The following is a 26,656-nucleotide window of genomic DNA, read 5'->3' on the forward strand; positions in this document are numbered from 1 at the left end:
CGTTAGCCGTCCGCGTCGAACTCCTCGTCTCGCTCTGACCGTACGAGTGACTGCGCGTCGGACGTTCCACCTGGACCGTCGTGGACGACAACCCCGTCGCGTAGGGCCACCAGGCGATCGACGTGGTCGACGTAGGAGAGGTCGTGGGTCGCGACGACGAGCGTCGCGCCGTCCGCCCCGGCCTGGGCGAGGAGGCCGAGCAAGGCGTCGCGCCCGCCGGCGTCGAGGCCGACGAAGGGCTCGTCGACGAGCAACAGATCGAAGGGCCGAACGAAAGCGAGCACGATCGCGGCCTTCTGCCTCAGCCCGCGGCTGAAGCGGTTGGGCAGATCGTCGGCTCGCTCGTACAGCCCGACGTGTCCGAGCAGCTCGGCGGCGAGCTCGTCCCACTCCTCGACTCCGTGCATGCGGGCCACGTACTCGAGGTGCTCCCACACGGACAGGTCGTCGTAGAAGGTCGGCTGATCGGACAGGTAGGCGACCCTGCGCCGAGCCGGCAGCGTGCCTGCGGCCTCGCCGAACACGGTGGCGCGCCCACCGGAGGGTTCCAGCAGCCCGGCCGCCATCCGCAGCAGGGTCGTCTTGCCCGACCCGTTGTGCCCGACGAGCGCAACTTGTTCGCCCGGCTCCACCCGCAGGCTCAGCGGGGCGAGCGCGGGGCCGTCCCCGTAGTCCTTCGTCAGGTCGATCGCTTCCAGGGCCGCGGCGGGACGCGCGTCGCGTTCGGGCTTCTGCGGATGGCGGCTCATCGCCGTGCACCACCCGCGCCCGCGTGACGGGCCTGGTCGAGGTGCGAGCGCCACCAGCGTCTGGCGTCGTCGCGGAACCGCACCCAAGTGAGGATCGCCGCGACGAGCAGCACGGCACCGATAGCGGTGCGCAGCGCGGCTGCAACGGGCTGCTGGCCGTCCTCGTACGCAGCTCGGACGGCGAGCACCGGTAGTGATCCGGCGATCGACAGCGCGAGCGGCCACGCGGCCTTCACCATCGTCGCCGTACCGGCGACCTCGGGCGGCATCAGGTTGCGCTCTGCGGTCTCCACGTAGGGGTCGGGTGCGCCGGACACGATGTTGACGATCGCGCCTGCCGCGCCGGCGAGCGTCACCGGCAGCGCCAGCACGGCGATCACGGCGAGAGTCGTGGTGCCCGGCTCCAACGCGAAGACCACCGCTGCGCCGACTACGGCGAACGCCGCGGCCGAGAGGGCCGGCGCGGCAAGCAGCCGCAGGTGGACCACGCCGCGCTGCACGGGGAGCGACTCGGCGCGGTCGGGCTGGTCGATCTCCTGCGACAGCGGTTCAGCCAGCTCGAGGCCGAGCACGAACAACGCGAGGCCGGTGCCGACGACTGCGGCGGTGGTGCCCCGGAACGCCGCCACCTGGCAAGCGGCGGCGACCGCCGTCAGCACGGCGAGGCGTACGACGCGTGCCGCGGGGAAGCGCAGCAGGCTGTGCCATGACCGTCTCCAGGTGGCCGGCGAACCACCTTGCCGCGCGAGGCGGAACCACGGTCTGGTGCGGGTGCGCTCCTGGCTGAGCTGGCGTCGAAGCAGCATCACCGTGCGCAGGTCCTGCAGGGTGACGGCGAAGCGCAGTTGGCTGACGAGAGCGCTGCGCCTGGCGAGCGCCTCCAGCGAGAACCCGCCGAGCAGCGCCAGGCCGATGCCGATCAGCGCGATCGCCCTCAACGGGGCGACGAGGTCGACCCACCGCACCCGCATCGCCCAGAGGGCCAGGCTGCCGTCGACGTCGGCTGGGCCGGGCACGCGGACGCCCTCGCCCGCTCGCCGAGCGGCCGTCAACGCCGCCGCCACCTGCCACAGCACCGCCGCACCGGCGACGAGGGTGGCCAGCCAGCGTCGCAGCCGCATCCCGTGCACCGCCAAGGCGCCTCCCGCGTAGAGCGCGGCCACCGTCGCACCGAACCCCGCTCCGGCGAGCGCCCACGCGGCACCGGTGCCCGGGAGCCGGCGGTCGGCGAGCACGCCGACGGCGGCGCCGGTGACCGCGCCTGCGAAGAGCAGGCTGCGCACCCGCTGCACGGCAGGTCCGAGCAGTGCCCGTCGACGATCGACAGGGGCGAGCAGCACGTGGCTGACGTCGGCTGCCTCGAGCGACAGCGGGCCCCCGTTCGCGCCACCGCGCACGCCGAGCGCGAAGGCGACGGCGGCGACCAGGCCGAGCCACGCCGGGCCGGCATGGAGGACGTCGTCGGCCGTGGTCGCGCTCACCTCGACGTCTTCGACGAACCCGGCCAGGAAGAGAATCGTGCCTCCGCCCACGAACGCCGCGATGTACACGCGGTAGAGGGCCTCGAACCACTCCAGGTCCGCGAGGCGGTTGCGCCGGCGGGTGCGGCGCAGTTCGTGAACCGCGCCCAGCCCGCCGATGCTCGACCCCCTCGGCACCTCGTGCCCTGGGACCTTGGTCACGAATCCGCTCACGGCCTGCATCCTCGCGCCTCGCTGGGCCACACTTGCAGGGATGGACGTCGAGTCGTTCGAGGTGTTCTTCTCCGTGCTCGCGTTCTTCGCCCTCGCCGGCACGGTCCTCTACGTCTTCGCGCGCCTCTTCGCCGGCAACAGCGCGGCCGTGGCCGAGACCGGTCGCGCGGTGCAGGGCTCGTCGCTGTGGCTGGCGTTCCTCGTCGCCGCCACGTGCACGGTGGGCAGCCTCTACTTCAGCGAGGTGGCCAACTACGTGCCCTGCCAGCTCTGCTGGTACCAGCGCATCGCGATGTACCCGCTGTCGGTCATCCTGCTCGTTGCCGCCGTCCGCCGTGACCGCCGCGTCGGCTGGTACGTCGTGCCCGTTGCCACGATCGGTCTCGCCGTCGCCGTCTACCACTACCTGATCGAACGCCTGCCATCCCTCGGCGAAGGTGCCTGCCAGGTCGGCCCGTCGTGCACCGACGTCTGGTTCGAGACGTTCGGGTTCGTCACGCTCGCGTTCATGGCCGCGTGCGGGTTCGCGGCGATCATCGCGTTGACTGTGATCCGCTTCCCATCGCTCTCTAGCCCCCTGGAGGACTGAGCCCCATGTCCGGACCCAGCCGCATCCCCGCCCGACCCTCGGCGCCGCCGAAGAGCAAGAGCCGCACGCCGTGGGTGATCGGGGCGGTCGTCGCTCTCGTCGCGGTCGTCGCGCTGCTGTTCGCCATCCTCGCCGGCGGCGACGACGGCGACGGCGGGTCCGACACCACGACGCCGACGAACGGCAGCGATGCCAGCACGGCGCCAGGCTCCGAACCCGGCGAGACCCAGGCGGTGACGATCACCGGCGACCCGCTGGAAGCACTCGCCGACCCGGCTAACGACCCGGCGGTGGGCACTCTCGCGCCGACGCTCAGCGGATCGTCGTTCGACGGCACACCCGTCGAGATCACGCCCGGCGAAGGCGGGCCGCGCCTGCTCGTCTTCCTTGCCCACTGGTGTCCCCACTGCCAAGACGAGGTGCCCGTGCTGGTCGACTGGCACGAACAGGGAGGTGTTCCCGCTGATCTGCAGGTGACGGCTGTGGCAACGGGAACCGACGACGAGCGTCCGAACTACCCGCCTTCTGAATGGTTGGAGGACGAGCTCTGGCCGTGGCCGGTGCTCGCCGACGACGAGGCTTCGTCAGCCGGGCTGGCCTACGGGGTCAGCGGATTCCCGTTCCTCGTCATCCTCGACGCCGAGGGCAACGTCGCCGCGCGCGTGTCGGGCGAGGTCTCGAGCGACCAGTTGGAGCAGTTGATCGCTCAGTCGCTCGGCGGCTGAGCCCGGGCCAGCGCTTCGGCGCGGGCGATCACCTCACGCAGAGGCAGGCCGAGCGCACGTGACGCGGCGAGCGCGTCGTCGTGTTCCACCTTCACCCGACCCGGGGACAGCTTGACCCGAACCGCGCAACCGTCGAGGTCGAGGGTCGTCTCCGAACGTGCCTGGGGCCAACGCTCCACGGTGATCCCGCGCAGTCCCAGGGTGCCGGTCTCGGACACGAGCACGGCGGCGAGCGCGTCCGCGCGGAGCGGATCGCACAGCACGTGGAGCGTCGTCGCCGGCCTGCCCTTCTTCATCACGATCGGCGTCGCCCAAGCGTCGAACGCTCCTGCCTCGAGCAGCGCGGCGACAGTGTGCGCGACGACCTCGCCGCTGACGTCGTCGATGTTCGCCTCGAGCAGGCGCGCGGGTACGCCGGGCGAGGGCGCGTGGCGCTTCACCGCCGACATCTCGCCGACGACGACCTGCACCACGTTCGGCCGCGCCGGCAGGTCGAGCGCGCCCGCTCCGTAGCCCACGCTCGTCACTTCGTCGAGTTGGGGCATCTGCCCGAACGACTCGCTCAGCACGGTCATCAGGGCAACGCCCGTCGGCGTGGCGAGCTCGTGGCGGTCGTCGATGCCGTGCGCGGGGGCGCGCACCCGGGCCAGCAGGGAGACCACCGCAGGGGCCGGGACCGGCAGGTCGCCGTGCGCGGCCGCGACCGTTCCATGACCGAGCGCGATCGGGCTACAGAAGACGCGGTCGATGCCGAGCACCTCGAGCGCGGCGCACGAGCCGACGATGTCGACGATGGCGTCGACGGCACCCACCTCGTGCAGCTCCACGTCTTCGACGCGGGAGCGATGGATGCCCGCCTCCACCTCGGCCAGCGCGCCGTACACGGCCAGACTGCGCTGCCGTACCCGCGGGGGAAGGTCGCCACGCTGGAGCAACTCGCGCACGTCGCGCCAGGGACGGTGGTGGTGCTGCACGCCGCGGACGGAAACGATCGCCTGGGTGGTGCCGATGCCGCCGCGTCCGCCGGTCTCGAAGGTCAGCGAGTACCCGTCGAGGCCGATCCCCCCGAGCATCTGCGCGACCGCCGCCGGATCGGCCCCGGCGTCGACGAGTGCGCCGAGCGTCATGTCTCCCGCCGTCCCCGCGAAGCAGTTGAACCAGGCGACGCGGCTCATGCTGTCCGCCGAGCGGTGGGGGGCAGCATCCGGGCGATTGCGCACGCCGCGCCGAACCCGTTGTCGATGCCGACGACGGTCACGCCGCTCGCACAGCTCGCGTGCATCGCGAGCAGTGCCGTGACGCCGTCGAGGCCGGAGCCGTAGCCGACACTGGTCGGCACGGCCACCACAGGGGTAGCGGTGAGGCCGCCGACGACGCTCGCCAACGCCCCCTCCATCCCGGCGACGACCACGACCGCGTCGGCGGTGGTGATCCGGTCGAGATGCGCGAGCACCCGGTGCAGGCCGGCGACGCCCACGTCGGTGAGCCGATCGGGTGCGAAGCCGTGGGCTTCGAGGGTGAGCGTGCACTCGTCGACCACAGGCACGTCGGCGGTGCCGGCGCTGACCACCAGCACCCGCGCGTCGCGGTAGGGCTCCGGGCGGCGCCACAGCAAGGACGTGCCTCGCTCCTCACCTTCGCCGTGTTCGGCGACGACCGCCTTGCGCTGGTCGGTGTCGGCGCGCGTCAGCAGCACCGGTCCTTCACCGTGGGTGAGCAGCTCCCCGACGATGCGCACGCATTGCTCCGGCGACTTTCCCGGGCCGTAGACCGCTTCTGGCATCCCCTGGCGCAACGACCGGTGATGGTCGACCAGTGAGTCGCCGACCTCGGCGAAGGGCAGGCGGCAGAGTCGGGCGAATGCCGCCTCGGCGTTCACCCTGCCCGCCTCCAGGTCGCTGAGCAGCTCACGCAGGCTTTCTCTCTCCACGCCCCCCATGCTGTCAGCCGCGTGGCAGGGACGCATGGGCGAGCGCGAGACCTAGCCTTACCGCCCGTGAGCTCCACCGACGATGCCCCAGCCGATCCCGCGCCCTTGCGGGTGGGCTTCCTCGGCCCGTTCGGCACGTTCACCGAACAGGCGCTCCACAGCCAGGAGGACCTCGCCACCAGCGAGCTGGTGCCGTTTCCGACGGTTCCCGACGTGCTCGACGCGGTCGAGGCCGGGGACCTGGACCTGGGCTTCGTGCCGATCGAGAACTCGATCGAAGGGACGGTCAACTTCACCCAAGACGCCCTCGCCTTCGACCACGAGTTGCTGATCCAGCGTGAGGTCGTGCTCGACATCGAGCACTGCCTGCTGGCGCACCCGGGTTCGAAGCTGGCCGACGTGAAGACGGTGTGGTCGATCCCCGTCGCCTCTGCGCAGTGCCACCACTACCTGCGCCGTGAGCTTCCCGGGACCGAGTTGCGAGCGGCCAACTCCACCGCCGAGGCGGCGCGCATCGTGGCTGCGGAAGCCGACCCCGGAGCGGCCGCGATCGCGCCACGCGCCGCGGCGCGTGTCTACGGGCTCGAGGTGATTGCCGCCGACATCGCCGATCACACGGGCAACCAGACACGGTTCGTGCTGGTCGGCCGGGACACGATCCCGCCGCCGACGGGGCACGACCGGACCGCCCTCGTCGTCTATCAGAGCGCGGACGAACCAGGCAGCCTGATCTCGATCCTGCAGGAGTTCGCCGCCCGGCGGGTGAACCTGTCGAACCTGCTCAGCCGGCCGACCAAAGCCGGCGGCCTCGGCGACTACTGCTTCGTGATCTACGCCGAGGGCCACATCGCCGACGAGCTCGTTGCGGACGCGTTGCGCGATCTGCACACCAAGCAGGGTGGGGTGAAGTTCCTCGGCTCGTATCCCGCCGCGGGTGACCAGGCGCACACCGCACGCGAAACAGCCGACGTGCGGTGGCGCATGGCCGACGACTGGGTCCGCGCGCTGCGCGAGTCCATCCGTCCTTAGATCGGTCTAGACCGCTCGACACTTCGGTCGAGCGTGGCCGAGTTCAGGGTCCGTCGATCTTGTCGACGATGTCCTTCGCCTTCTCCGCGGCCGTCTCGACGTGCTTGTCCACCGAGTCGGGAGTCTTCGACTGGACGGCGTCGGCCGCCTTGTCGATTCCCTGGTTGACCTGAGCGCCCTTGCCTTTGAACATTCCCTTGATCTTGTCCATTAGACCCATGCTGACCCGTCCTTTTCCTTGGGGTGCCATCACCAGTCTGGCAGGAGCGGCTTACCATGTGTAGCCGAGGAGGTCGGTGTTGAGCGCGCGGGTCGATGTCGATGTGTCGTCGAGCCCCGCCGTCCGGCCGGGCGCGGATCATGTCGTCGCCCCGAACCCCACCGGAGCGGACACCCGGAATCGACCACTCGACGGTCTGCGCGGGCTCGGCACCGTGTTCGTGCTCGTCGGGCACCTCGGCATCCTGTCGGGTTGGTGGCCCTCGCTCGCCGGGGTGCTCGCCGTGTCGATGTTCTTCACCCTCTCGGGTTACCTGATCGCCACGGGCCTACTGCGCGGCATCGAGCGCGATGGAACCGTGCGCTTCGGCCGCTTCTACGCGCGGCGCATCCGGCGGTTGTTGCCGGCGGCGACGGTGTCGATCGCCCTGATCTCGACCGTGTGGTGGATCACCGGTCGCCCGTTGCCGACGATCGACATCGTCTCGAGCCTCACGTACTGGCACAACTGGGCGCTCGTCGCGAAGAAGCAGGGCTACGACACGATCTTCAATGCCGGCTCGCCCGTGCAGCACTTCTGGTCGCTCGCGATCGAAGAGCAGTTCTACATCGTGCTCCCGGCGCTGCTGCTGGGACTGATCTGGATCGGGCGGCGGCGGCTCACCGTTGCCACCTGGGTGCTCGGCGCGGCGACTGTCGTCAGCTTCTGCCTCGGAGCGGTCTACGACGCGAACCGCAGCCGGGTGTACTACGGGACCGACGTGCGCGCGGCCGAGTTCCTCTCCGGCGTGCTCCTCGCGATCTGGCTGAGCTCACCCGAGCGCCGAGCCGGCCTCGCCGATCGCCTCGGCTCGCGCGCCGGCACCGCCGTCGTCACCGCCGTCTGGCTGGTGCAACTCGTGCTCTGGTGGCGGGTCGGGTTCTACTCCGGCCACCTCTTCCCGCTTCTCGTATTTGTGAACGCCGTCTGCTCGGTGGTGCTGATCACGACGTTCGTCACCACCCGTCGGCGAAGTGCGCCCCGCCACGTTCTCTCGTGGCGGCCGGTGTCCGAGCTGGGCCGGATGAGCTACAGCGTCTACCTACTGCACTGGCCGATCTACCTCCTCCTCGATCGGCCGGGGCCGGTCGGCTGGAAAGAAGCTCTGCTGAAGCTCTTCGTCGCGGTGGCGGCCGGGGTGGCGATGTTCCTGCTCGTCGAAGACGCGGTGCAGCGCTCGAGGCGGTGGAGGACGACGCCACGGTTGTATGCGGGCTTGGTGATCGCCTCTGCGGTCGCCGTCGCGGGCGTGCTCGCCCCGGGGGCCGGTCGTAACCGGCCGTTCGTCGACACCGAGGCGATCGAGCAGTCCCAGGATGACTTCCTCGACGACGTCACCGTGCCGGCATCGCCAACCACTGCGGCGCCGGAACCGAGCGCCAGCACCTCTCCGGGGGCGAGCGTCGCCCCCACCACCGCTCCGGCCGTCGCCCCCACTGCCGCCCCACCCGGAGCCGACTCGCTCCCGATCGACGTGCAACGCGTGCTGTTGGTCGGCGACTCGAATGGCTTCACGTCGTCGATCTGGCTCGACAAGCACCCCGAAGCGCTGCCGTGGCAGTTCAAGTTCTGGTCGGGTACGAACTGCGGCACTACGTCGGGCGCGAGCCGGGTGTGGAACATGGGCAAGATCGAGACTGACGTTTGCCCGAACTGGCTCGCCGACCTGAATTCAGCGGTGCAGGCCTACCGGCCCGACGTCGTCCTCGTCGTCTCGATGGGACTCGACCTACAGCAGCACGACCTCGGAGACGGTGTGTGGCGCTCGCTCGGAGACCCCCTCCACGACGCGTTCATCGCCGAGCACCAGCGGGCGTTCGTCGACATCGTCGCCGGCACGGGCGCGCGCGTCGGATGGTTCGTGCAGGTGCCCTTCCACGTGGTCGAACGCGAGACCGGCGACTTCGACGACGGCGACGGCTGGTTCATCAACCGCCCGGAGAGCATCGAAAGGATGAACGTGCTGCTCGAAGATCTGGCCGCGAACGACCCGCGTGTCGTGCTCGTGCCGTTCGACGAGTTCGCGAACAGCTGGCCGGACGGTCCTCTCGACGAGGACTTCCGCCCCGACGGCGCCCACCTCGACGGCAGCCGTGAGGATGTCGCGGCGTGGATGATCGCCCAGGTGGACGACGTCGCTGCAGGCAGGCTGGCGACGCGCTGACGGTCAGCGTGTGGCGCTTTGGGCGCGTTCGGCGAGGTTGTCGAGCGCGCCGGCGAGTGCCTTGCGGACCTGCGGCCGGGCGATCGCGATCAGCGGCCGGGTCCACCCCGTCGGCTCGATCGCCTGGGTGTAGGTGACCCGGCAGCGGTCGTCACCGAGGGGTTCGATCCGCACCGACTCGGCCATCGACTTCACCAGCCGCCGGGACGTGTCCGTGACCGTGAAGGCGAAGAGGCGGTCGGGCTCCCACCCGATGAACACCTCGTCGAGGGTTACGCCACCGACGCTCACCCGCCGCTGCCCGCCGACTCCGGTGGCCTGACCGGTCAGCTGCACGCGCTGCACCCTCGGGAACCACTCCGGCCAGTGCTCGTGGTCGGCGACCACGGCGAACACCGCATCGGCGCCAGCCGGCACCTCCCGAGTGGCGGTGATCACGACCGGGGCCGTGGCCATCCACTCGAGGGTGCGGCGTGGCAACTCTTTGGAGCCGAGGCTCAGCTGACCACCTTCGCCTTCAGCGCGGCGAACTCGTTGGCGTCGATGACGCCACGGTCACGCAGGTCGGCAAGGCGGGCCAGCTCGTCGGCCGGGCTGGCCGATGTGCCTGCTGCCGACTGCACGTAGGAGCGGAATGCCTGCTCCTGGGCCTGAGCGGCCTGCATGTCGTTTTCGGCCATCGCCCGGCCGCGCACGATGATGTACGCGAACACGCCGAGGAACGGCAGCACGATCACGAACAACAGCCACAGCACCTTGGCCAGACCGGACATCTTCGAGCGGAAGATGTCGGAAACCACGCGGATCAGCAGCATGATCCACATGAAGAGCAGGAAGAAGTAGAGCATCGTCCAGAGCATCTGACCGACGCCCCATTCAGTTGACAACATTTGTTTGACCCTTTCGAAACATGGCGCGACGGGACGCCGCCCGACGTCACTATATGTTCAACTGGGTTGAACGAGCTGCGCTTCAGCCGCGCCCGGCGATTTCGGCGGAGCGTTCCAGCCTCTGTCGATAGGCCTCCCACCACGGCGCGTCGCCGGGTGCCATGTTGTCGTTGTCGGCCCGCAGCCCGGCGGATCCGTCGATCAGCTCGCGCACGATGTCGGCGCGGCCCGCGTGCCGGTGGGTCTCGGCGACGACGTGGACGAGGACGGTGTGCAGCGTCACCTCGTCACTGCCGGCCGGCCACCACGGCACGTGGCCGATGGCGTCCAGCCCGAAAGCGGCGATCGTGGCGTCGGAGTGTGCGGCGGCATCGCGGTACAGACCGACGATCTGGTCGCGGGACTCGTCCGCGGTGGCCCACATGTCGGCGTTGGGCTCTGCGTCTGGAGCGAACCACGGCATCGCAATGCCAGAGGGCCGACCGAACGTCTCGCCGAAGTAGCCGAGCTCCACGCTGGCCACGTGCTTGACGAGCCCGAGCAGGTTGGTGCCTGTCGGTACGAGCGGGCGGCGTACGTCGTACTCGGAGAGCCCGTCGAGCTTCCACAGCAACGCCTCACGACCCACCCGTAGGTAGCGATGAAGCTCAGCCTTAGGGTCCGCGGCGGGCATGCGCTCATCCTGTCACCGCCCCAGGGGCAGCGATGCCGGAAGCGGCTACGCCGAGAACCCCGGCGCCGATCGGGCGGCGGACCTTGGCCCCTGGCAGAGACCAGCTGCGGGCGCGACAACCGACCGCATGGGACCAGATCGATTGCCAGCGCCACCTGAGGTCCCCCGCCCCTTCCTCGACACAGCACTCGAGCACGTCACGCGCCGGATTCCGATGGCTGCTGCGAACGACACGGCGGGCGATGTGCGCCGGCGTCTCTGCGAGCAGAGCTTCGAAAGCGCGGCCGACGTCGCCATCCTGGACGGCGAGCGCCTGCTCGGCCTGGTCTCGATCGAGAGTCTGCTCGCCGCCGCCGAGGGTGAGCTGCTGTCGGGTTTGATGGATCCGTCACCGCCGGTCGTCAGCCATGACGTCGATCAGGAGATCGCCGCGTGGCAGATGGTGCAGCACGGGGAGTCGAGTCTGGCGGTCGTCGACGAGCTGGGGCGCTTCGTCGGGCTGATACCCCCGGATCGCATCCTCGCCGTGCTGGTGGAGGAGCACGAGGAGGACCTGTCCCGCATGAGTGGCGTGCTGCACCGGGCGGCAGAGGTGAGGTCGGCCACCGAGGAGGCAGTCCGATGGCGCCTGTGGCACCGCTTACCGTGGTTGCTGGTCGGCCTGGCCGGGGCCATGGTCGCGGCCTCGATCGTCGGCGCGTACGAAGACCAGCTCGCCGACACGGTGCTGCTCGCGATGTTCGTCCCTGCCGTCGTCTACCTGGCAGACGCCGTCGGCACGCAGACCGAGACGGTCGTCATCAGAGGGCTCTCGGTCGGCATCCCGGTGAAGCGCATCCTCGGGAGAGAGGTGATCACCGGCGTGTTGACGGGGCTCGTCATGGCGGCCGTGTTCGTGCCGGTCGCGCTCCTCATCTGGGGTGAACCGAACGTCATCGTCGCCGTCGGCCTCGCGCTGCTCGCGGCATGTTCGGTGGCAACCGTCGTCGCCATGGCGCTGCCCGCGCTGCTCGACCACTTCGGGCTCGACCCTGCGTTCGGCGCCGGGCCGCTCGCCACGGTCGTCCAGGACCTCGCTTCGATCCTCATCTACTTCGTGATCATGTCCGAGCTGGCGCTCTGATCGGGTCCGCGGCGCCCACCCTGGCCGCTACTCCCCGGTGGACCCGTCGACGGCCTCGCGGAGTAGATCGGCGTGTCCGTTGTGGCGGGCGTACTCCTCGATCATGTGCACGAGGATCCAGCGCAGGCTCGGCGACTCTCCGTTCGGCCACGGCTTGGCCGCGAGCCGTTCGACGCCCCCGTCCGCGAGCGCCTCGGCGGTGGCCGCGCGCGAACTGGCGACGTTCGCCTCCCAGAGGGCGAGTAGGTGCTCGGGCGGGTCGGTCGCGGCGGAGTGCCACTCCCAATCCGGATCCGAGCTCCAGTCGACTGTGTCCCACGGCGCAGCGGGGTCTCTGCCGAGCAACCGCCGTGAGAACCAGTAGTCCTCCACCCACGCCATGTGCTTCAACAACCCACCGAGCGTCATCGACGACACGCCGACGGTCGAGCTGAGCCCCGCGCCGTCCAGACCCGAGCACTTCCACGCGAGCGTCGCCCGCTGGTACTCCAAGAACCCGACGATCGTCTCGATCTCGTCGCCGGCCGGCGGCGGCTCCGGACGCCCATGTTCGTCCACTTCGGTCATTCTGTGCCTCCTTTGCCGGGGATGCGTACGACGAGCGCCGCGGGTCGAACTCGCACGTCGAGGCGGGCCCCCGGCGCAACGAGGTCGCCGTCGATCTGGCGCTTGCGGACGTGGCCGGTAGAGATCTGCACCGTGCGGCCGCGGAACCGAACCCGCGAGGGGTCGGTATCTGCGCCGGTGCGCGTGATGATCCCCGCGGTGGTCCGCAGCCAGTCGATCGGCGACGACGGGTCGATCACAAGCACGTCGAGCAGACCGTCGTCGGGCTGGGCATCGGGCACCAGCACCAGCCCGGCCACGAGCATGCCCACGTTGGCCACAAGCACCGTCCGGCCGGACAGGCGCTGCTCGGGGCCGCCGTCGACGGAGATGCACAGCTTCATCGGCTTCGACGCCATGCTGCGCACACCTTCGATGGCGTAGGCGCCCCACCCCAGCCGACGCTTGCGGGCCTCCGGCGCCGCCATCATCTCGGCGTCCCACCCGGCGCCGCACATCACGGCACTCAGCCGGCGCTCACCGCTGCCGAGGTCGACTTCGAGCATGTCGATCGTCTGGTTGCGCCCGGACAGCGCAACACCGACGGCCCCACGCGCGTCGAGCGGGATGCCGAGATTGCGGGCCAGCAGGTTCCCCGTGCCTCCGGGGATGATGCCGAGCGGCACTCCGGAGCCCGCCAGCGCGCCGGCCACGCCGATCATCGTGCCGTCACCACCCCACACCAACACGAGATCGGCGCCGTCCGCGAGGGCCTCTCGTGCCTGGCCGGGTCCCGGGTCTTCGGCGCTCGTCTCCATCCAGCGTGGAGCGCCGTGGCCATGAGCCTTCGCCAGGTCGCCGACCATCGACTTCGCGCCAGCGCGATCTCCGACCTTGCCGGGGTGTGCGATGACGGCCACCTTCATCGCAGCGACCCTACCGACGAGCGCCAACGACACCTGAACACGCTCCACCTCGAGCTAGATCAGCAGGTTGTAGCCGGGCACGTCGTTGTGACGAGTATCGAGATACACCTTGGACTCGGGGAAGCCGAGAAAGCGACCGTGGCTCCAACGAATCTCGACGTGGCCCGTCACCGCCAGGTCATGGCCATCGGACCGACGCCTGACCGTCGCCTGCCACGCGACCTCCGGCTGGCCGGCGTGGCGCGCGGCCACCTCGAAGGCGCGCAGCTCGTAGCTCTGGATCCAGTCCCACGCCGAGTCGATCCGCAGCCGGAGGTGAGCCGTCTTGTCGGTGCCGAGCACGAAGTAGGTGGCGGTGGTGACGCGCAGCATCCGCCAGAGGAGACGCAAGTTGTCACGTGAGCCCGACATCGCCGACTGCCATCGCCGTGCCGACTCCAGCGCCACCGCGCTGCAGAGGTTGGCCCAGGGCAGCTGCAAGGGCTGCGGCCAGGCTCGAGAGTTCAGCGCTGTCTTGAGCGCACGCTGCTGCTCGCGCCTCAGGTCGCCGACGGACGAGGGCAGACCCGGCAGTGCCGTGTGGGAGCTCGCCGCCGTATACAGAGCTTGGAACTCGTCGGGCGCAGTCTCGGCGAACCAGTTCACCGTCGACCGCTCCTCACCGACGAGCAGTCGGTCGAACAAGCGCGGTGGGCCGGGGTTCAAGAGCACCTTGGACAGGTACTTGCAGCTGATCAGGAAGACGTGGTCGACGCGGAGGTCAGCCGGGATCACGTCGTCGCCAGGCGGGCGGTGGGGCCCCTTCCATTCGACCCGGAGGGGCGGCCGACCACGGAGACCGTCCGCGGCGGTCAAGAACGCTCGCCCGTTGTCGAAGGCCGTGCGAAACGAAGCGGCGTGCTCGGCGCTCTTGTGCAGCTCGCGAAGCTGCTCCCAGACGTCGTCAGACACGTTGATGAGTTGGAATGGCCGATGTGCCATCGCGCTGTCGAGACTCGGTGACAGCATTCCGAGCGCGGTGGCGATCTCGGTGATCTCGGTGAGTCCGACCGGCATCCCTATGGGTTTCTTCGGACGAGGTCTTGAGCGGTCCAGAACCCCGGTTGCGGGCTGTTCGTGAACCCACCCTTCGCGTAGCGCTCGAGCCGTTCGAGGCTGTCCGGCGAGAGCATCTCGATCGCATCGAAGAACGCGTCGGGCCCGGCCGCGCGAAGGGCGGTGTCGCCCTCACTCGGCCGTTTCGGAAGGTGACTGGTCAAGAAGACCAGCGGCACCTCGCCGCGAACGCCCTTCAGCGCATACGCACGTCCGAGCGACTTCCACACGGTGTCGGTGCGCAGCAGGCCACCGCGGTGACTCGTGAACGCGCCCGGCACGTCGAAGAACCAGGTTGCCCCGTCAGCGTCGGTGGCAACGAAGTTCACGGTGACGCCGGTCTTGCGGATGCGTCGATTGCGCTCCGCGATCGTGAACCCGGCCTCTTCGATGAGCCGCTCGGCGAGCTTCTGCGCGGCCTGGCCTTCCTGCGTCGCTCGACTCTGGAAGTCCTCGACGTCATCGCTCGGTTCCAGTGCTTCCTGAACGCGGCGGCGAGCGATCTCGACGTAGGTGACATCGAGGTCGTAGCCGACGTAGCGCCGTCCGAGACGGGCGGCCGCGACGAGTGCCGACCCACTTCCCATGAACGGGTCGAGCACGAGATCGTCCTTGAACGTGTAGAGGCGGATGAGCTGCTCGGGCAACTCCACGGGGAACGGTGCGGGGTGGCCGACCCGGCGCGCACTCTCAGGGGGGATCGACCAGATGTCCAAGGTCATGGCCATGAAGTCCTCGGTCATCAGCGTGCTCTCGTGGGGCAGGCCTTCTGCGGCGCGCTGCTTCACGGAGCGAGCACGGTCGAATCGCCCCTTGCTGGCCACGATGACGCGCTCGCTGATGTCGCGCAGCACCGGATTGGCCGCGCTGCGGAAGGAGCCCCAGGCGCACGAACCGCTGGCGCCCTCACCCTTTTGCCAGATGAGCTCCCCGCGAAGCAGCAGACCGAGGTCGTGTTCGAGGATGCGGATCACGTCGGCCGACAGGCTTCGATATGGCCTGCGGCCGAGGTTGGCCACATTCACGGCGATACGGCCTCCGGGCTCGAGCTTGCGCACGCACTCGGCGAAGACGTCGGTCAGCATCTCGAGGTACTCGAGGTAGGAAGCGGGTATGCCCTCTCGCTCGAGCTCCTCCTCGTACTGCTTGCCGGCGAAGTAGGGCGGCGACGTGACGACGAGCGCTACCGATCCGTCGGCGATGCGATCCATGTGTCGCGCATCGCCGTGAACGAAGGGCTCGTCAACCGGCAACGGCGGCGGGACGTCTTCGTCGTCGGAGAGCTCTGGCTCACGAAACCGCTCGTAGAACGGCGTCGAGTCGTGGGCCTCCCGGGCGCTCACGCCGAAGTTGGAGGTGGTCGTCTTTCGTCGTTCCCTCAACTTCCCCTCCTCGATGACTCCCGAGCGTAGCCGAAAAGTCGAACAGGATCGAACGTACGCGCGCAGCCCGGCTGCTCGATCAGGGAGGGGTGCTGGTGCTGTGCGGCGGGATGTTCTGGTTGTGCCGGAACAGGTTCGTCGGGTCCCAGACGCGCTTCAGCTCCGTCAGCCGCGCGAACTTCTCCGGACCGAACGCGGCCTCGACGCGGCCGGGACCTTCGTCGCCGATGTAGTTCAGATACACCCGGCCGGTCGACCACGGCTTCATCGCCGTGGCCAGCGCCCTGGTGTAGCTGATGTTCCGGTCGTTGTCGGCCGGGTCGGCCCAGAGCGACAGGTAGTGGGTGTTCCACGGCGCCGAGCGCTGCCCGAACGCGGTTGCCTCCTCGTCGACGCGCGCGATAGCGCCGCCTCCCGGGACGAGGAGGATCTGCGTCATCGGCGACACGGGGCGCGTGGCGTGCTCGACCAGCGTGTCGACGGCATCGTCGGGCAACTCAGCCAAGAAGTCGGCGGTCCAGTAGTTCTGCATGCCCTTCGGGTTCGGTGGGTCGAGCAGCTGCTGCAATGCGACGTAGGGCATCGGGGCGACCATGTCGGCGGCGAGGTACGGCAGCTCGCGCAGCGGTCGCAGCGCCTGCTCGCCGTCGTCGACCGACCCGGCGTAGCAGCAGACCACGCCGACGACCGGTTGCCCGCGCGCCGGCTCGGGAACAAACTCCTCGTGAGGGGCGGTGATGAAGGCCAATCCGGTGCCGACGGCATCCGGCGCCGCGGCCATGAAGTCGCGATAGAAGCGCACCAGCTCGGCGGCCACGGCTGCTGGGAACAGCAGCATCCCGCCGAGCACGATCGGGCCCAAGGGATGCAGACGGAAGGTGAACGCCGTGACGACACCGAAGTTGCCGCCTCCGCCACGAAGCCCCCAGAACAGATCCGGGTTTTCGTCGTCCGACGCCGTCACGGCACGGCCGTCGGCGGTGACCACCTCGGCCTCGACGAGGTTGTCGCAGACGTATCCGAAGGCACGTTCGAGCCAGCCACTTCCACTGCCGAGGGTGAGGCCGGCCACGCCGGTGCTCGACACCCGTCCGCCGGTGACGGCCAGGCCGTGCTGCTGAGTGGCCGCGTCGACTTCGCCCCAGGTGGCACCGCCTTCGACCCTTGCCGTTCGTGCAACGGGATCGACGGTGATCTTCCGCATACCGCGCATGTCGAGGCACATCCCTGCGTCGACGACCGCGGCGCCAGTGATGCCATGCCCCCCGCCGTAGATCGACAGCGGATGACCGTGCTCACGAGCGTGGTTCACGACAGCAATCACGTCGTCGACGGTCGAGCACCGGGCGATACCCGATGGCGAGCGGTCGATCATCCCGTTGAAGACACGTCGGGCATCGTCGTATCCGTCGTCGCCCGGCTGAAGCAGGACACCGGTGAATCCCCGGAGCTCAACTCCCATGAAGGTCTGATGAGACATGATTCCCCCTTCGACGCGTGCCCCCCAGCGGACGAGTCGTCATGCAAGGTACCCGCTCAGATGGATGCCGATTCCGAATGCGAGGATCCGGGAGTGAGCTTCCGGGAGCGTGGGGTCGAGCCAGCGGACGGATTCACCGGGGACGGGTTCGTCGTCCGGCCGCTCGTACCGTCCGACGCGGTGCTCGATCATGAAGCGGTGATGGCGAGCCGCGAGTTCCTGTACCACTGGGAGCAGGACCCTCCGTATCCACCTCCGGACTTCTCGGTCGAGGACAACCTCGAGGACCTGGTGCAGATGGACGACGAGCATCGCGGCGGGACTCGATACACGTACACCGTCATGAACGCCGAGGAATCGCAGGTGCTCGGCTGCATCTACCTGCTGCCGGGCGATGACCGCATGTACCGGTCAGCCGAGGTGATGAGCCACGACGGCACCGACCTGTCGTCGGTCGACGCCACTGTGTGGTTCTGGGTTCGTCCCTCCACCTGGGAGGCCGGGTTCGAGCGCATCCTGCTCGACGCGGTGCTGGGCTGGCTCCGCGACGTCTGGTCGTTCGGGCGCGCAGCGATCATGACCAACGAGCACCTCGACCACCAGATCGCGACGATCGAGTCGCTGGGCTTGACCCGTCGCTTCGACGTAGATCGCGAACGCGACATGTACAAGTCCCACGCCTACGCCTGACCGGCGGATGTTTGCAGATCCTGGCGCGTGAGCATGGGATTTGAACGAGCAGAATCAAGGTAGTGTCATCTGCATGAATCTGGCACTGAGCGGTGCGTGAATTGCGTAGGGTGACATCGTGAGTGCCGACCCCAACGCCAACGCCTATCGCCCCCGGCTGATCGATGCGGCCGTCCTCGACGCATTCTCCGCTTTCGCTGCGGTGATGCTGGTCGGGCCCAGGGCCACGGGCAAGACGACGACGGCTGCTCGCTTCGTCGCCCAGATCGACCGCCTCGACATCCCCGACGTGGCCGCGACGTACCGCGCGGATCCGGACGCTGCACTGCGCCGGGCGAGCCGCCCACTCCTGCTCGACGAATGGCAAGAGGTGCCCGAGGTGCTCGCCGCCGTGAAACGTGCAGTCGACCGTGACCGCTCGCCTGGGCAGTTCCTCCTCACTGGGAGCATCCGCGCGACGACCGAGCTGGACACATGGGCGGGCACAGGGCGAGTCATGCGTCTGCCGATGCATCCATTGAGCGAGCGCGAGGTCAACGGGGACATCACGGGCGACGACCTCGTGACACGTCTCGCAGATGGCTGGCTCGATGCTGTCCCCACGCGGCCTCCCCCGCTCGACATCGACGCGTACATCGGGCTTGCGAGTCGCGGCTCGTTCCCCGATCTCGCCTTCACCGAGCGCACCGCCCGACAGCGGCGCCTGTGGTACGACAGCTACCTCGACGACCTTGTCACCCGCGATGTGACGTCGATCGGTGCATCGCGAGATCCGGTGCGTCTCCGGCGCTACCTCACGACGCTTGCGCTGAACCTCGCCGGCCAACCGTCCGCGGCGTCACTGATCCGCGACGCCGATGTCAACGCCAAGACCGCCGTCGCCTACGACCGAGCGCTCACCAACCTCGCAGTCCTCGACATCGTCCCGGCGTGGGCCTCGAACCGCCTCAAGCGGCTGACGAAGGCAGGCAAGCGGTACCTCGTCGACACTGCGCTCGCCGCGGCAGCCGCCGACGTGACCTACGACGAGATCATCCGCGACAGCGACCTACGCGGCCGCTGGTTCGACGCGTTCGCCGTGATGCAGTTCCGCGCAGAACTCGCGGCAGCGTCACCGAGGCGTGCGATGCACCACATGCGCGTCGAGGGTGGTCGCCACGAGGTCGACCTGGTGGTCGACCTCGGACGCGGCCGCCTCTTCGCGATCGAGTTCAAAGCCGGCACCGCTCCGACCCGCGAAGACGCTCGACACCTCCTCTGGCTGCGCGATGAGCTCGGGAAGAACTTCGCCGGCGGAATGGTGCTCCACTCCGGCCAAGCGGTCGTCGAGCTCGATGACCGGATCGGTGCTGCACCGCTCAGCGCAGTCTGGGCCTCAGCGCTCCGGTAGCCGGGGGATTCCGCTTCGCGTGGCAACGCCTTCGTGCACGCGATCTAACGATCTCTAACAGATCTAACAAGCTCTAACTCCTGGCTGGAGTAACGTGCCGTCGTGACGAGGAACCCGTTCACTCCGACGTTCGGCGTCTCACCACCACGCTTGGCTGGTCGGTCGGACCTGCTCGACGAGTTCGCCGCGGCCCTCGAGGACGGGCCGGGCGCTCCCGGACGCATGACGCTCTACACGGGGGCGCGGGGAACCGGCAAGACCGTGATGCTGAACGAGGTGGAGGACCTCGCCCGCCAGCAGGGATGGCGCGTGATCTCCGAGACCGCCACTGCCGGGTTGGTGAACCGGCTCGTCGTCGAGCACCTACCGGCACTGCTTGCCGAGATCGACCCGGACGGTGTGACGACCAGGATCACCGGCGTCACCGCACCGTTGGGGCTCGGCGGCGCGACGTGGGAGCGCACCGAACAGCACCCGACTGCGCCCGCGCTGCGCACGCAGCTCACCGCCGCGTGTGACCTCTTGGCAGGCACCGGTACGGGGCTACTGCTGACGCTCGACGAGCTGCACCACCAGGTGGTGGCCGAGCTGAGAGAAGTGGCGACGGTGCTGCAACACCTCGTGCGCGAAGAGCGCGAGATCGCTTTCGTCGGTGCCGGGTTGCCGTCGGCCGTGAGCGCGTTGTTGAACGACGACGTGCTGACGTTCCTGCGCCGGGCCGACCGACACTCGCTCGGCGCCGTCGCGTTCGCCGACGTGGCGACCGCGATCGTCGAGCCGATCGAAAGCGCCGAGCGTCGGATCTCGCCCGAGCTCGCGGTGCGCGCAGCCGAGGCGACCGGTGGCTATCCGTTCCTGATCCAGCTCGTCGGCTACCACATCTGGCGTCGGCAGCCTCGCCACCGCGACATCACCGAGGAAGATGTCGAAGCAGGCATCGTCGCCGCTCGCCGGCGTCTGGGGGCGCTGGTCCACGAACCGGCCCTTGCCGATCTCCCGGGCGTGTCCCGCACGTTCCTGCTGGCAATGGCGCAAGACGACGGGCCGTCGAAGATGAGCGACATCGCGTCCCGGCTCGACGTCGACGCCAACTACGCCAGCCAGTACCGCTTGCGATTGATCGCGGCCGAGCTGATCGAGCCAGCCGGCCATGGGCGAGTCACCTTCACCATGCCGTACCTGCGCGACTACCTGCGCGAGCACGTCGCGATAGACGCCCAACGCGGGCTGCCCCCGGGCGCAGCCCCGTCCACCGTGGCAGGCGATGGTTGAGTGGACGCGCTCGATTGCCGAGAACAGTAGAGCCGACCGCCACGGCGTCCGCCACGCGGAGATCGTCGGCCGTGAAGTGCCGGCCCGTGGGGCGAGCCCTTTCTCGACTCAGCCCAGCTTGGTGCCGAACTACCTCAGCAGCGGAACGGGAGGGATTCGAACCCCCGGGCCCTTGCGGGCCTCCCGCTTTCAAGGCGGGTGCATTTGTCCGCTCTGCCACCGTTCCGGCGGCGAGGCTAGCGAGCCGGCCGTCTCGTGGCGCGGCGTCACCAGTCGACGTCGGTGCAGCCTGTGTGCGAGTCCGGCTCCACCTGGAACGTGCCGTGCTCGATGCCGTAGGTCTCGGCCATCAGGACCCGCGCCTGGTCGAGCACTCCGTGGTGGTCGACCGAGCCGCTCGTCACCAGGTGCGCCGATACCGACTCCATCTCCGACGTCAGCGTCCACACGTGCAGGTCGTGCACGTCGGCCACACCGGGGATGGCGAGCAGGTCATCGCGCATCCGGGCGATGTCGACGTGCGGGGGAGCGGACTGCAACAAGATGCGCACCGCCTGGCGGCCCAGGCGCCACGCGCGCGGCAGGATCCACAGCCCGATCAGCGCGCCGATCACGGGGTCGATCCATCCCCACCCGAACACCTTCATCCCGAGCGCCGCGACGATCACGCCGAGCGACCCGATCGTGTCGGCGACCACCTCGAGGTACGCGCCCTCGACGTTCAGCGACTCGTTCGCGCCGTCGCGCAGCAACACGAACGCGACCAGGTTGACGGCCAGGCCGAGCACGGCGACGATCAGCATCGGCCCGCCGAGCACCTCGGGTTCGTCGGCCAGGCGCCTCACCGCCTCGACGAGCACGTACGCGGCGACACCGATCAGGAGCAAGGAGTTCACGAAGGCGGCGAGGATCTCCAGCCGGTAGAGCCCGAACGTGTGGCTGCTCGGGTCGTCACGCTCTCGGGCCGCGAGGGCGTGACGGGTGGCGAGCTGGATGGCGGCCAACGCCATGCCGAGCCCGATGACGTCGGTGAGCATGTGGCCGGCGTCGGAGAGGAGCGCGAGCGAGTTCGTGAGCACCCCGGCGACGGCCTCCACCACGAAGAACGTGGCGATGAGGGCGAACGCGATCGTCAGCCGGGTGCGGTGCCGCTCGCCGGCGCGTGCCAGCGACATGCCGTGAGCGTGGCTATGGCCCTCGGAGTGACCGTGGTCGGCACCCACCCGCGAGCCCCCTCGTCTACTCGTGGATCCAGACCCGTGAACGCAGCGGCAGCAGGTTCGCTCCCCAGATGAGGTCCATCACCGGGTTGGCGACGCGGATGCAGCCGTGCGAGGCGGGGTAGTTGGGCACCTTGCTGGCTCCGTGCACGGCGACCCCGCCGACGACGAACTTCGGCCGGTAGAGCGTGCCGAGGCTGCCCTCGTACCGGGCGACGTCGTGCTCGCGGTACGTGCGGAACTCGCCGTTCGGCGTCACCGCCGTACCGATCACCCGCGACCCGGCGTTCTTCTGGTCTTCCTCGTCGTAGGTCAAGCCGTTGCCGGTGGAGACGTTGAAGATGTACAGCGCCTGGCCGCCGCGGATGACGTACGCGATCTGCTTGCGCTTGTCCACTTCGAACCAGTCGCCGTCCGTGCGCCCGGGGCGGGGCCGGCAGAGGCTGGTGGTCAGGGCCGCCGCGGTGGCGTCGTCGACGACTGTGGTCGCCGGCAGGCCCTTCCACTTCTGGAACGCCATCACCGCCTGTGTGGTGCTGAGCCCATACCCGCCGTCGGCGCCGAGGTGCCAGAAGCCGAGCTCGAGCAGGCGTACCTGCACGCGACGGACGGCGTCGGCGCTCGACCCCAACACCACCTGGCCGACGGCCATCTTCGGGTAGCCGATGCACCCCGCCGGCGTCGGGTCGACGTTGGTGCGCTGGCCGTGCTGTGCCGAGGCGGCCCCGCCGGTGAAGTACCCGGCGAGGTCGGCAATGAGGTGACCGCCGCCTTGGGTGTACACGTCGAAACCGCGGCTCGACACGGGCACGATGGCGTGGTTCGCCACGGTCTGGGCGGAGCGTTGGACGTTGAGCGTGGAGGTGGGCCGGTCGGTGGCCGAGGGTGGATTCGCGCCGGCCGTGGTGACGGCCACGTATCCCTGCAGGAGCGCTTCGTTGATGGTGACGTTCAGCACCACTGCCGACGCCGACGCGCCGGCGATCACGGGGCTCGAGGCGACACCGACCTCGAGCGACCAGCCCGGAAGCGGGCGGGTGTCGCCGGGCAGCGGGTTGAGCGAAGGCACTCGGGTGTCGAGCACGCGCGTCGGTGTCGCCGCGGCGACGAACAGCCCTCCGCTGGTGACGGGCGCCGTGGCCCCGGTGTACGTGCCGATGAGGTCGATGATCAGATGGCCGCCCGATTGCGACCACACCACCAGGTCGCCGTCGGCGTCGACGGGCACGATCACCTGGTTCGCGACGACGGCGCCCCAGCCGGGGGGCGAGTTGAGGTTCGACGTCTCGGGGGCCGGCGACCCGGCGGGGTAGAGCTGCCAGAAGCCGGGTGTGACGGAGACGGCGGTGACGTTCAGCGCGACGGCGCTGGCGCCGGCGGCACCGGGGATGCGCACCTCTCGCTTGGAGTTGGCGCCTACCAGGGCACCGGCGCGTGTGTCGAGGACGCGCTTTGGCGAGGCCAGCGGCTGGAACCGACCCGGTCCTGCGCTCGCGGCCGGGGCGTAGTAGCCGAGCAGGTCGACGATCACCTGACCACCGGCGGAGGAGTAGACGTCGACCGCCCCCGCGGTCGGGAGCGGCACCGTGACCAGGTTGGGCACGGCGAGCGAGGCGCCGCTCAGCATCTGCAGCTCGTCGATGTTGAGGTTCGAGGCCTCCGGACGGGTCTTGCCGTGCGGCCAGACGGTCCAGAAGCCGGCACCCGCGGGGCCGACCACGGTGACGTTCAGAACTGCCGCCGTCGATCCGGCGGGAGCAAGCGGCGCGGCGCCGGTCACTTGCACGGTGATGCTGCCGCCGGGGCCGAGGGGGGCCGTGCGGCGCGTGTCGACGAGACGTCGAGAGGTGGCGAGGGGGTTGTACGCGGCCGGGGCCGCAGTCGCGGTCGCCGCTACCGGGGGTGCTGCGGCCGGCGTCGCCGCGGAGGCCGCAGGAGCGGTCAGCGCCCCGCCGGTGAACAGGACGACTCCGGCGAGTGCTAGCGAGAAGGGGGTCCGCACGAGGTGCAACGCTAACGCGGAAAAGAGCTGGTGGGGAGGGCACGCGAGCGGCGACCCGGGCGGGCCTCAGCCGGCGACGCGCTCGATGGCGAACGTGTGGGCGGGAGCGGCGGCAAGTGGCACGGGCAGCGTCACCCGGCAGCCGCGGTCGGTGGGCACCCAATCGGCGTCGACACGGTCTCCGAGCACGCGCACGGTGGCGCCGGTTGCGGGTCGCACGTCGAGCTCCACCTCGCGTGTCGGGGGAGTGCCGAGCAGGATCGCGAACACGCGCTCACCCGAGGACGTGTATCGCACGTCGAGCCCTTCGGTGGTGGTACCCGACGAGCGCGTCCACGGCCGGGTGGCGTAGATCGCCTCGCCGTTGGTGGCCAGCCACCAGCCGAGGGCCTGCAGGCGACGCACCTGGGCGGTCGGGATCTCGCCGGTGGCGGTCGGCCCGACGTCGAGCAACAGGTTGCCGCCGCGGGCGACGATGTCGACGAACATCCGCACCAGCTCGTCGGGGTCGAGGTAGTCGTCCTCGTCTTCCCACGCGTTGTAGCCGAAGCTGCGACCGATCCCTCTGCACACCTCGAACATCCGCTTCGGCGTCTCGGCGGTGGAGGAGTACTCGGGGGTGACGAAGTCCGCGTGGGCGAGGCCGGCGTGAACGCCGAGAAGATCGAAGCGGTCGTTGACCACGCCGTCGGGGTTCGCGCGGTAGAAGTCGGCGAACAGCTGGGGCGCGTCCGCTGCGGTCGGGTAGGCGATGTCGTTCCAGAGCATGTCGGGGTGCACGAGCTCGATCAGCTCGCGCCAGTGCGCGTCGGCGTACGCGCAGTACTCCTCCGACTGCGGGATGGCGGCGATCATCGCTTCGACCGACGTGATCGGTGGGCCACCGAACGTCCAGTCGAGTCCCCCCGAGTAGTAGACGCCGAAGCGCATACCGCGGCCGCGAACTTCGGCGGCGAGCTCGCTGACGCAGTCGCGCCGCGTAGACCAGCCCGTTCGGTACGGGTTCGGTGTGCGGCTCGGCCACAGCGTCACGCCGTCGTGGTGCTTGGTGATCAACACGACGTAGCGGGCACCGCAGGTGTGGAAGAGCTCGCCCCAATCGGCCGGCTGCCAGTGCTCGGTCGCCTCTACGAAGCGGGCCACGAAGTCGTCGTAGGTGACGCCGGGCCAGTGCTCGCCGTGATGGCGCTGCACCGGTGAGCCCTCGATGGCGAGCGAGTTCTGGTACCACTCGACGTAGGGAGTGTTGGCGAGGGCGTGTTCCCAACCGTGCGCACTCGCCAAGGCGAACGGGTCGTCGGTGAGCGGAGCGAACGCCGGCACGGTGGCCGGGGTCCAGGTGACGAAGATGCCGAGCTTGGCGTCGGGGAACCACTCCGGCACCGGTCTGGCCTTCATCGCCCTCAGGTCCACCGCGCCCTCGCCCCTCATCGGCGGCAACGTAATGCTCAGCCGGCTACGCGGTCGACGGCGAACGTGTGGGCGGGTGCGGGGGCGAGCGGCACGGGCAGCGTCACCCGGCAGCCGCGGTCGGTGGGCACCCACTCGGCGTCGACGCGGTCTCCGAGCACGCGCACGGTGGCGCCGGTTGCGGGTCGCACGTCGAGCTCCACCTCACGGGTCGGGGGAGTGCCGAGCACGATCGCGAACACGCGCTCGCCCGACGAGGTGTATCGCACGTCGTGGCCGTCGGCGGTGGTGCCCGCCACACGGGTCCAAGGCCGGGTGGCGTAGATCGCCTCGCCGTTGACGGCCAGCCACCAGCCGAGCGCTTGCAGCCGTCGTGCCTGAGCGGTGGGGATCTCACCGGTGGCGGTCGGCCCGACGTTCAGCAACAGGTTGCCGCCGCGGGCGACGATGTCGACGAACATCCGCACCAGTTCGTCGGGATCCAGGTAGTCGGCCTCTCCCTCCCACGCGTTGTAGCCGAAGCTGCGGCCGATCCCCCTCGTCACCTCGAACATCCGCGTCGGGGTGTCCTCGGCAGAGGAGTACTCCGGGGTGACGAAGTCGGCGTGCGCCGTCCCCGCCTGCACCCCGAAGACGTCGAAGCGGTCGTTGACCACGCCGTCGGGCTTTGCGCGGTAGAAGTCGGCGAACAGCCGGAACGGGTTCGCCTTCGACGGGTAGGCGATGTCGTTCCACAACACGTCCGGGTCGACGAGCTCGATCAGCTCGCGCCAGTGCGCGTCGGCGTACGCGCAGTACTCCTCCGTCTGCGGGATGGCGGCGATCATCGTCCCCACCGAGGTCATCGGCAGGCCGCCGAAGGTCCAGTCGAGTCCGCCCGAGTAGTAGACGCCGAAGCGCAGCCCGCGCGTGCGGACCTCGGCGGCGAGCTCGCTGACGCAGTCGCGCCGCGTAGACCACGCGGCCTTGTGCGGGTTCGGAGTGCGGCTCGGCCACAGCGTGACCCCGTCGTGGTGCTTGGTGACGAACACCACGTAGCGCGCACCGGCAGATGCGAAGAGATCGCCCCAGGTCTCCGGCTGCCAGTGCTCGTTCGCCTCGACGAAGCGGGCCACGAAGTCGTCGTAGGTGACGCCGGGCCAGTGTTCGGCGTGATGGCGCTGCACCGGCGAGCCCTCGATCGCCAGCGAGTTCTGGTACCACTCGACGTAAGGGGAGTTCGCGATCGCGTACTCCCAGCCATGCTCGCGGCCGAGCGCGAACGGGTCGTCGGTCAGCGGAGCGAACGCCGGCACGGTGGCCGCGGTCCAGTGGACGAAGATGCCGAGCTTGGCGTCGGGGAACCACTCCGGCAGCGATCGAGCCTGCATCTGCGCCAGCATTGCCGCCTGCTCCGCCGAGGGGTCTGCCATCGGCGG

At 69.5% G+C, this 26,656-nt stretch carries 25 protein-coding genes and 1 tRNA gene; 8 read left to right on the forward strand and 18 right to left on the reverse strand.

Going from position 1 to position 26,656, the window contains the following annotated elements:
• Window positions 1–2 precede the first annotated feature (2 nt).
• Together IPM43_07885 and IPM43_07890 are read right to left on the reverse strand one after the other, a co-directional pair.
• Window positions 3–749 (reverse strand): ABC transporter ATP-binding protein, encoded by a 747-nt coding sequence (locus IPM43_07885; protein QQS26243.1) that lies wholly within the window; start codon window positions 747–749, stop codon window positions 3–5.
• Window positions 746–2,443 (reverse strand): hypothetical protein, encoded by a 1,698-nt coding sequence (locus IPM43_07890; protein QQS26244.1) that lies wholly within the window; start codon window positions 2,441–2,443, stop codon window positions 746–748. Before IPM43_07890 ends, IPM43_07885 begins: the two co-directional genes overlap by 4 nt.
• 40 nt (window positions 2,444–2,483) lie before the next feature.
• On the opposite strand from IPM43_07890, the gene IPM43_07895 reads away from it, so the two are divergent.
• On the forward strand, window positions 2,484–3,032 hold the full coding sequence (locus IPM43_07895) for a disulfide bond formation protein B (GenBank protein ID QQS26245.1): 549 nt from the start codon (window positions 2,484–2,486) through the stop codon (window positions 3,030–3,032).
• A 5-nt stretch (window positions 3,033–3,037) separates the two neighbouring features.
• On the forward strand, window positions 3,038–3,757 hold the full coding sequence (locus tag IPM43_07900) for a TlpA family protein disulfide reductase (GenBank protein QQS26246.1): 720 nt from the start codon (window positions 3,038–3,040) through the stop codon (window positions 3,755–3,757).
• Here the strand turns inward: IPM43_07900 and larC are convergent.
• Together larC and larB are read right to left on the reverse strand one after the other, a co-directional pair.
• Complete coding sequence (gene larC, locus IPM43_07905; protein QQS26247.1) at window positions 3,739–4,932, reverse strand: nickel pincer cofactor biosynthesis protein LarC; 1,194 nt, start codon at window positions 4,930–4,932, stop codon at window positions 3,739–3,741. The two genes, IPM43_07900 and larC, sit on opposite strands and share 19 nt — an antisense overlap.
• Window positions 4,929–5,600 (reverse strand): nickel pincer cofactor biosynthesis protein LarB, encoded by a 672-nt coding sequence (larB, locus tag IPM43_07910; GenBank protein ID QQS26378.1) that lies wholly within the window; start codon window positions 5,598–5,600, stop codon window positions 4,929–4,931. The genes larC and larB overlap by 4 nt, the downstream gene beginning before the upstream one ends.
• Before the next feature lie 153 nt (window positions 5,601–5,753).
• On the opposite strand from larB, the gene pheA reads away from it, so the two are divergent.
• Window positions 5,754–6,716: a prephenate dehydratase gene (gene pheA / locus IPM43_07915; GenBank protein ID QQS26248.1), complete on the forward strand. Its 963-nt coding sequence runs from the start codon at window positions 5,754–5,756 to the stop codon at window positions 6,714–6,716.
• A gap of 43 nt (window positions 6,717–6,759) precedes the next feature.
• Here the strand turns inward: pheA and IPM43_07920 are convergent, their stop codons facing one another.
• Complete coding sequence (locus IPM43_07920) at window positions 6,760–6,936, reverse strand: antitoxin (GenBank protein ID QQS26249.1); 177 nt, start codon at window positions 6,934–6,936, stop codon at window positions 6,760–6,762.
• A 79-nt stretch (window positions 6,937–7,015) separates the two neighbouring features.
• On the opposite strand from IPM43_07920, the gene IPM43_07925 reads away from it, so the two are divergent.
• Window positions 7,016–9,139, forward strand: coding sequence for an acyltransferase (locus tag IPM43_07925; GenBank protein QQS26250.1), 2,124 nt, complete (start codon window positions 7,016–7,018; stop codon window positions 9,137–9,139).
• Between the two features lie 3 nt (window positions 9,140–9,142).
• On the opposite strand, the gene IPM43_07930 is transcribed toward IPM43_07925, so the two are convergent.
• The 3 genes from IPM43_07930 to IPM43_07940 form a co-directional block, all read right to left on the reverse strand.
• Window positions 9,143–9,595: an SRPBCC family protein gene (locus tag IPM43_07930; GenBank protein ID QQS26251.1), complete on the reverse strand. Its 453-nt coding sequence runs from the start codon at window positions 9,593–9,595 to the stop codon at window positions 9,143–9,145.
• 41 nt (window positions 9,596–9,636) lie between these two features.
• Complete coding sequence (locus tag IPM43_07935) at window positions 9,637–10,029, reverse strand: SHOCT domain-containing protein (GenBank protein QQS26252.1); 393 nt, start codon at window positions 10,027–10,029, stop codon at window positions 9,637–9,639.
• An 82-nt stretch (window positions 10,030–10,111) separates the two neighbouring features.
• Window positions 10,112–10,702 (reverse strand): DinB family protein, encoded by a 591-nt coding sequence (locus IPM43_07940; GenBank protein ID QQS26253.1) that lies wholly within the window; start codon window positions 10,700–10,702, stop codon window positions 10,112–10,114.
• Window positions 10,703–10,829: 127 nt separating this feature from the next.
• Here IPM43_07940 and IPM43_07945 point away from each other — a divergent pair, with 127 nt between their 5' ends.
• Window positions 10,830–11,825, forward strand: coding sequence for a magnesium transporter (locus IPM43_07945; protein ID QQS26254.1), 996 nt, complete (start codon window positions 10,830–10,832; stop codon window positions 11,823–11,825).
• Between the two features lie 27 nt (window positions 11,826–11,852).
• Here the strand turns inward: IPM43_07945 and IPM43_07950 are convergent, their stop codons facing one another.
• The 5 genes from IPM43_07950 to IPM43_07970 form a co-directional block, all read right to left on the reverse strand.
• Window positions 11,853–12,392 carry a DinB family protein gene (locus IPM43_07950; protein QQS26255.1) on the reverse strand — a complete coding sequence of 180 codons (540 nt, stop codon included), beginning with the start codon at window positions 12,390–12,392 and terminating at the stop codon, window positions 11,853–11,855.
• Window positions 12,389–13,297 (reverse strand): diacylglycerol kinase, encoded by a 909-nt coding sequence (locus IPM43_07955; protein QQS26256.1) that lies wholly within the window; start codon window positions 13,295–13,297, stop codon window positions 12,389–12,391. Before IPM43_07955 ends, IPM43_07950 begins: the two co-directional genes overlap by 4 nt.
• Window positions 13,298–13,351: 54 nt before the next feature.
• The gene (locus tag IPM43_07960; protein QQS26257.1) at window positions 13,352–14,353 is read right to left on the reverse strand and encodes a hypothetical protein; all 1,002 of its coding nucleotides are present in this window, start codon (window positions 14,351–14,353) and stop codon (window positions 13,352–13,354) included.
• A gap of 2 nt (window positions 14,354–14,355) precedes the next feature.
• Window positions 14,356–15,774 (reverse strand): site-specific DNA-methyltransferase, encoded by a 1,419-nt coding sequence (locus IPM43_07965; GenBank protein QQS26258.1) that lies wholly within the window; start codon window positions 15,772–15,774, stop codon window positions 14,356–14,358.
• A gap of 79 nt (window positions 15,775–15,853) precedes the next feature.
• Window positions 15,854–17,254 (reverse strand): FAD-binding oxidoreductase, encoded by a 1,401-nt coding sequence (locus IPM43_07970; GenBank protein QQS26259.1) that lies wholly within the window; start codon window positions 17,252–17,254, stop codon window positions 15,854–15,856.
• Between the two features lie 180 nt (window positions 17,255–17,434).
• Between IPM43_07970 and IPM43_07975 the strand changes: the two genes are divergently transcribed.
• The 3 genes from IPM43_07975 (at window position 17,435) to IPM43_07985 (ending at window position 20,606) form a co-directional block, all read left to right on the forward strand.
• On the forward strand, window positions 17,435–17,944 hold the full coding sequence (locus tag IPM43_07975; protein ID QQS26260.1) for a hypothetical protein: 510 nt from the start codon (window positions 17,435–17,437) through the stop codon (window positions 17,942–17,944).
• Between the two features lie 118 nt (window positions 17,945–18,062).
• The gene (locus IPM43_07980) at window positions 18,063–19,334 is read left to right on the forward strand and encodes an ATP-binding protein (GenBank protein QQS26261.1); all 1,272 of its coding nucleotides are present in this window, start codon (window positions 18,063–18,065) and stop codon (window positions 19,332–19,334) included.
• Between the two features lie 102 nt (window positions 19,335–19,436).
• Window positions 19,437–20,606, forward strand: coding sequence for an ATP-binding protein (locus IPM43_07985; GenBank protein QQS26262.1), 1,170 nt, complete (start codon window positions 19,437–19,439; stop codon window positions 20,604–20,606).
• A 141-nt stretch (window positions 20,607–20,747) separates the two neighbouring features.
• On the opposite strand, the gene IPM43_07990 is transcribed toward IPM43_07985, so the two are convergent.
• The 5 genes from IPM43_07990 to IPM43_08010 all read right to left on the reverse strand — a co-directional run bounded on the left by IPM43_07990 (window position 20,748) and on the right by IPM43_08010 (window position 26,650).
• Window positions 20,748–20,832: transfer RNA gene (locus tag IPM43_07990), tRNA-Ser, on the reverse strand.
• Between the two features lie 40 nt (window positions 20,833–20,872).
• A complete protein-coding gene (locus tag IPM43_07995; protein ID QQS26263.1) occupies window positions 20,873–21,781 on the reverse strand; it encodes a cation transporter in 909 nt (302 codons plus the stop codon).
• A gap of 64 nt (window positions 21,782–21,845) precedes the next feature.
• On the reverse strand, window positions 21,846–23,828 hold the full coding sequence (locus tag IPM43_08000; GenBank protein QQS26264.1) for a murein L,D-transpeptidase: 1,983 nt from the start codon (window positions 23,826–23,828) through the stop codon (window positions 21,846–21,848).
• Between the two features lie 66 nt (window positions 23,829–23,894).
• Window positions 23,895–25,259, reverse strand: coding sequence for an alpha-L-fucosidase (locus IPM43_08005; protein QQS26265.1), 1,365 nt, complete (start codon window positions 25,257–25,259; stop codon window positions 23,895–23,897).
• A 17-nt stretch (window positions 25,260–25,276) separates the two neighbouring features.
• Window positions 25,277–26,650, reverse strand: coding sequence for an alpha-L-fucosidase (locus tag IPM43_08010; protein ID QQS26266.1), 1,374 nt, complete (start codon window positions 26,648–26,650; stop codon window positions 25,277–25,279).
• Window positions 26,651–26,656 lie beyond the last annotated feature (6 nt).

The sequence above is a fragment of the Actinomycetota bacterium genome (genome assembly GCA_016700055.1).
GTDB lineage: Bacteria > Actinomycetota > Acidimicrobiia > Acidimicrobiales > Ilumatobacteraceae > Kalu-18.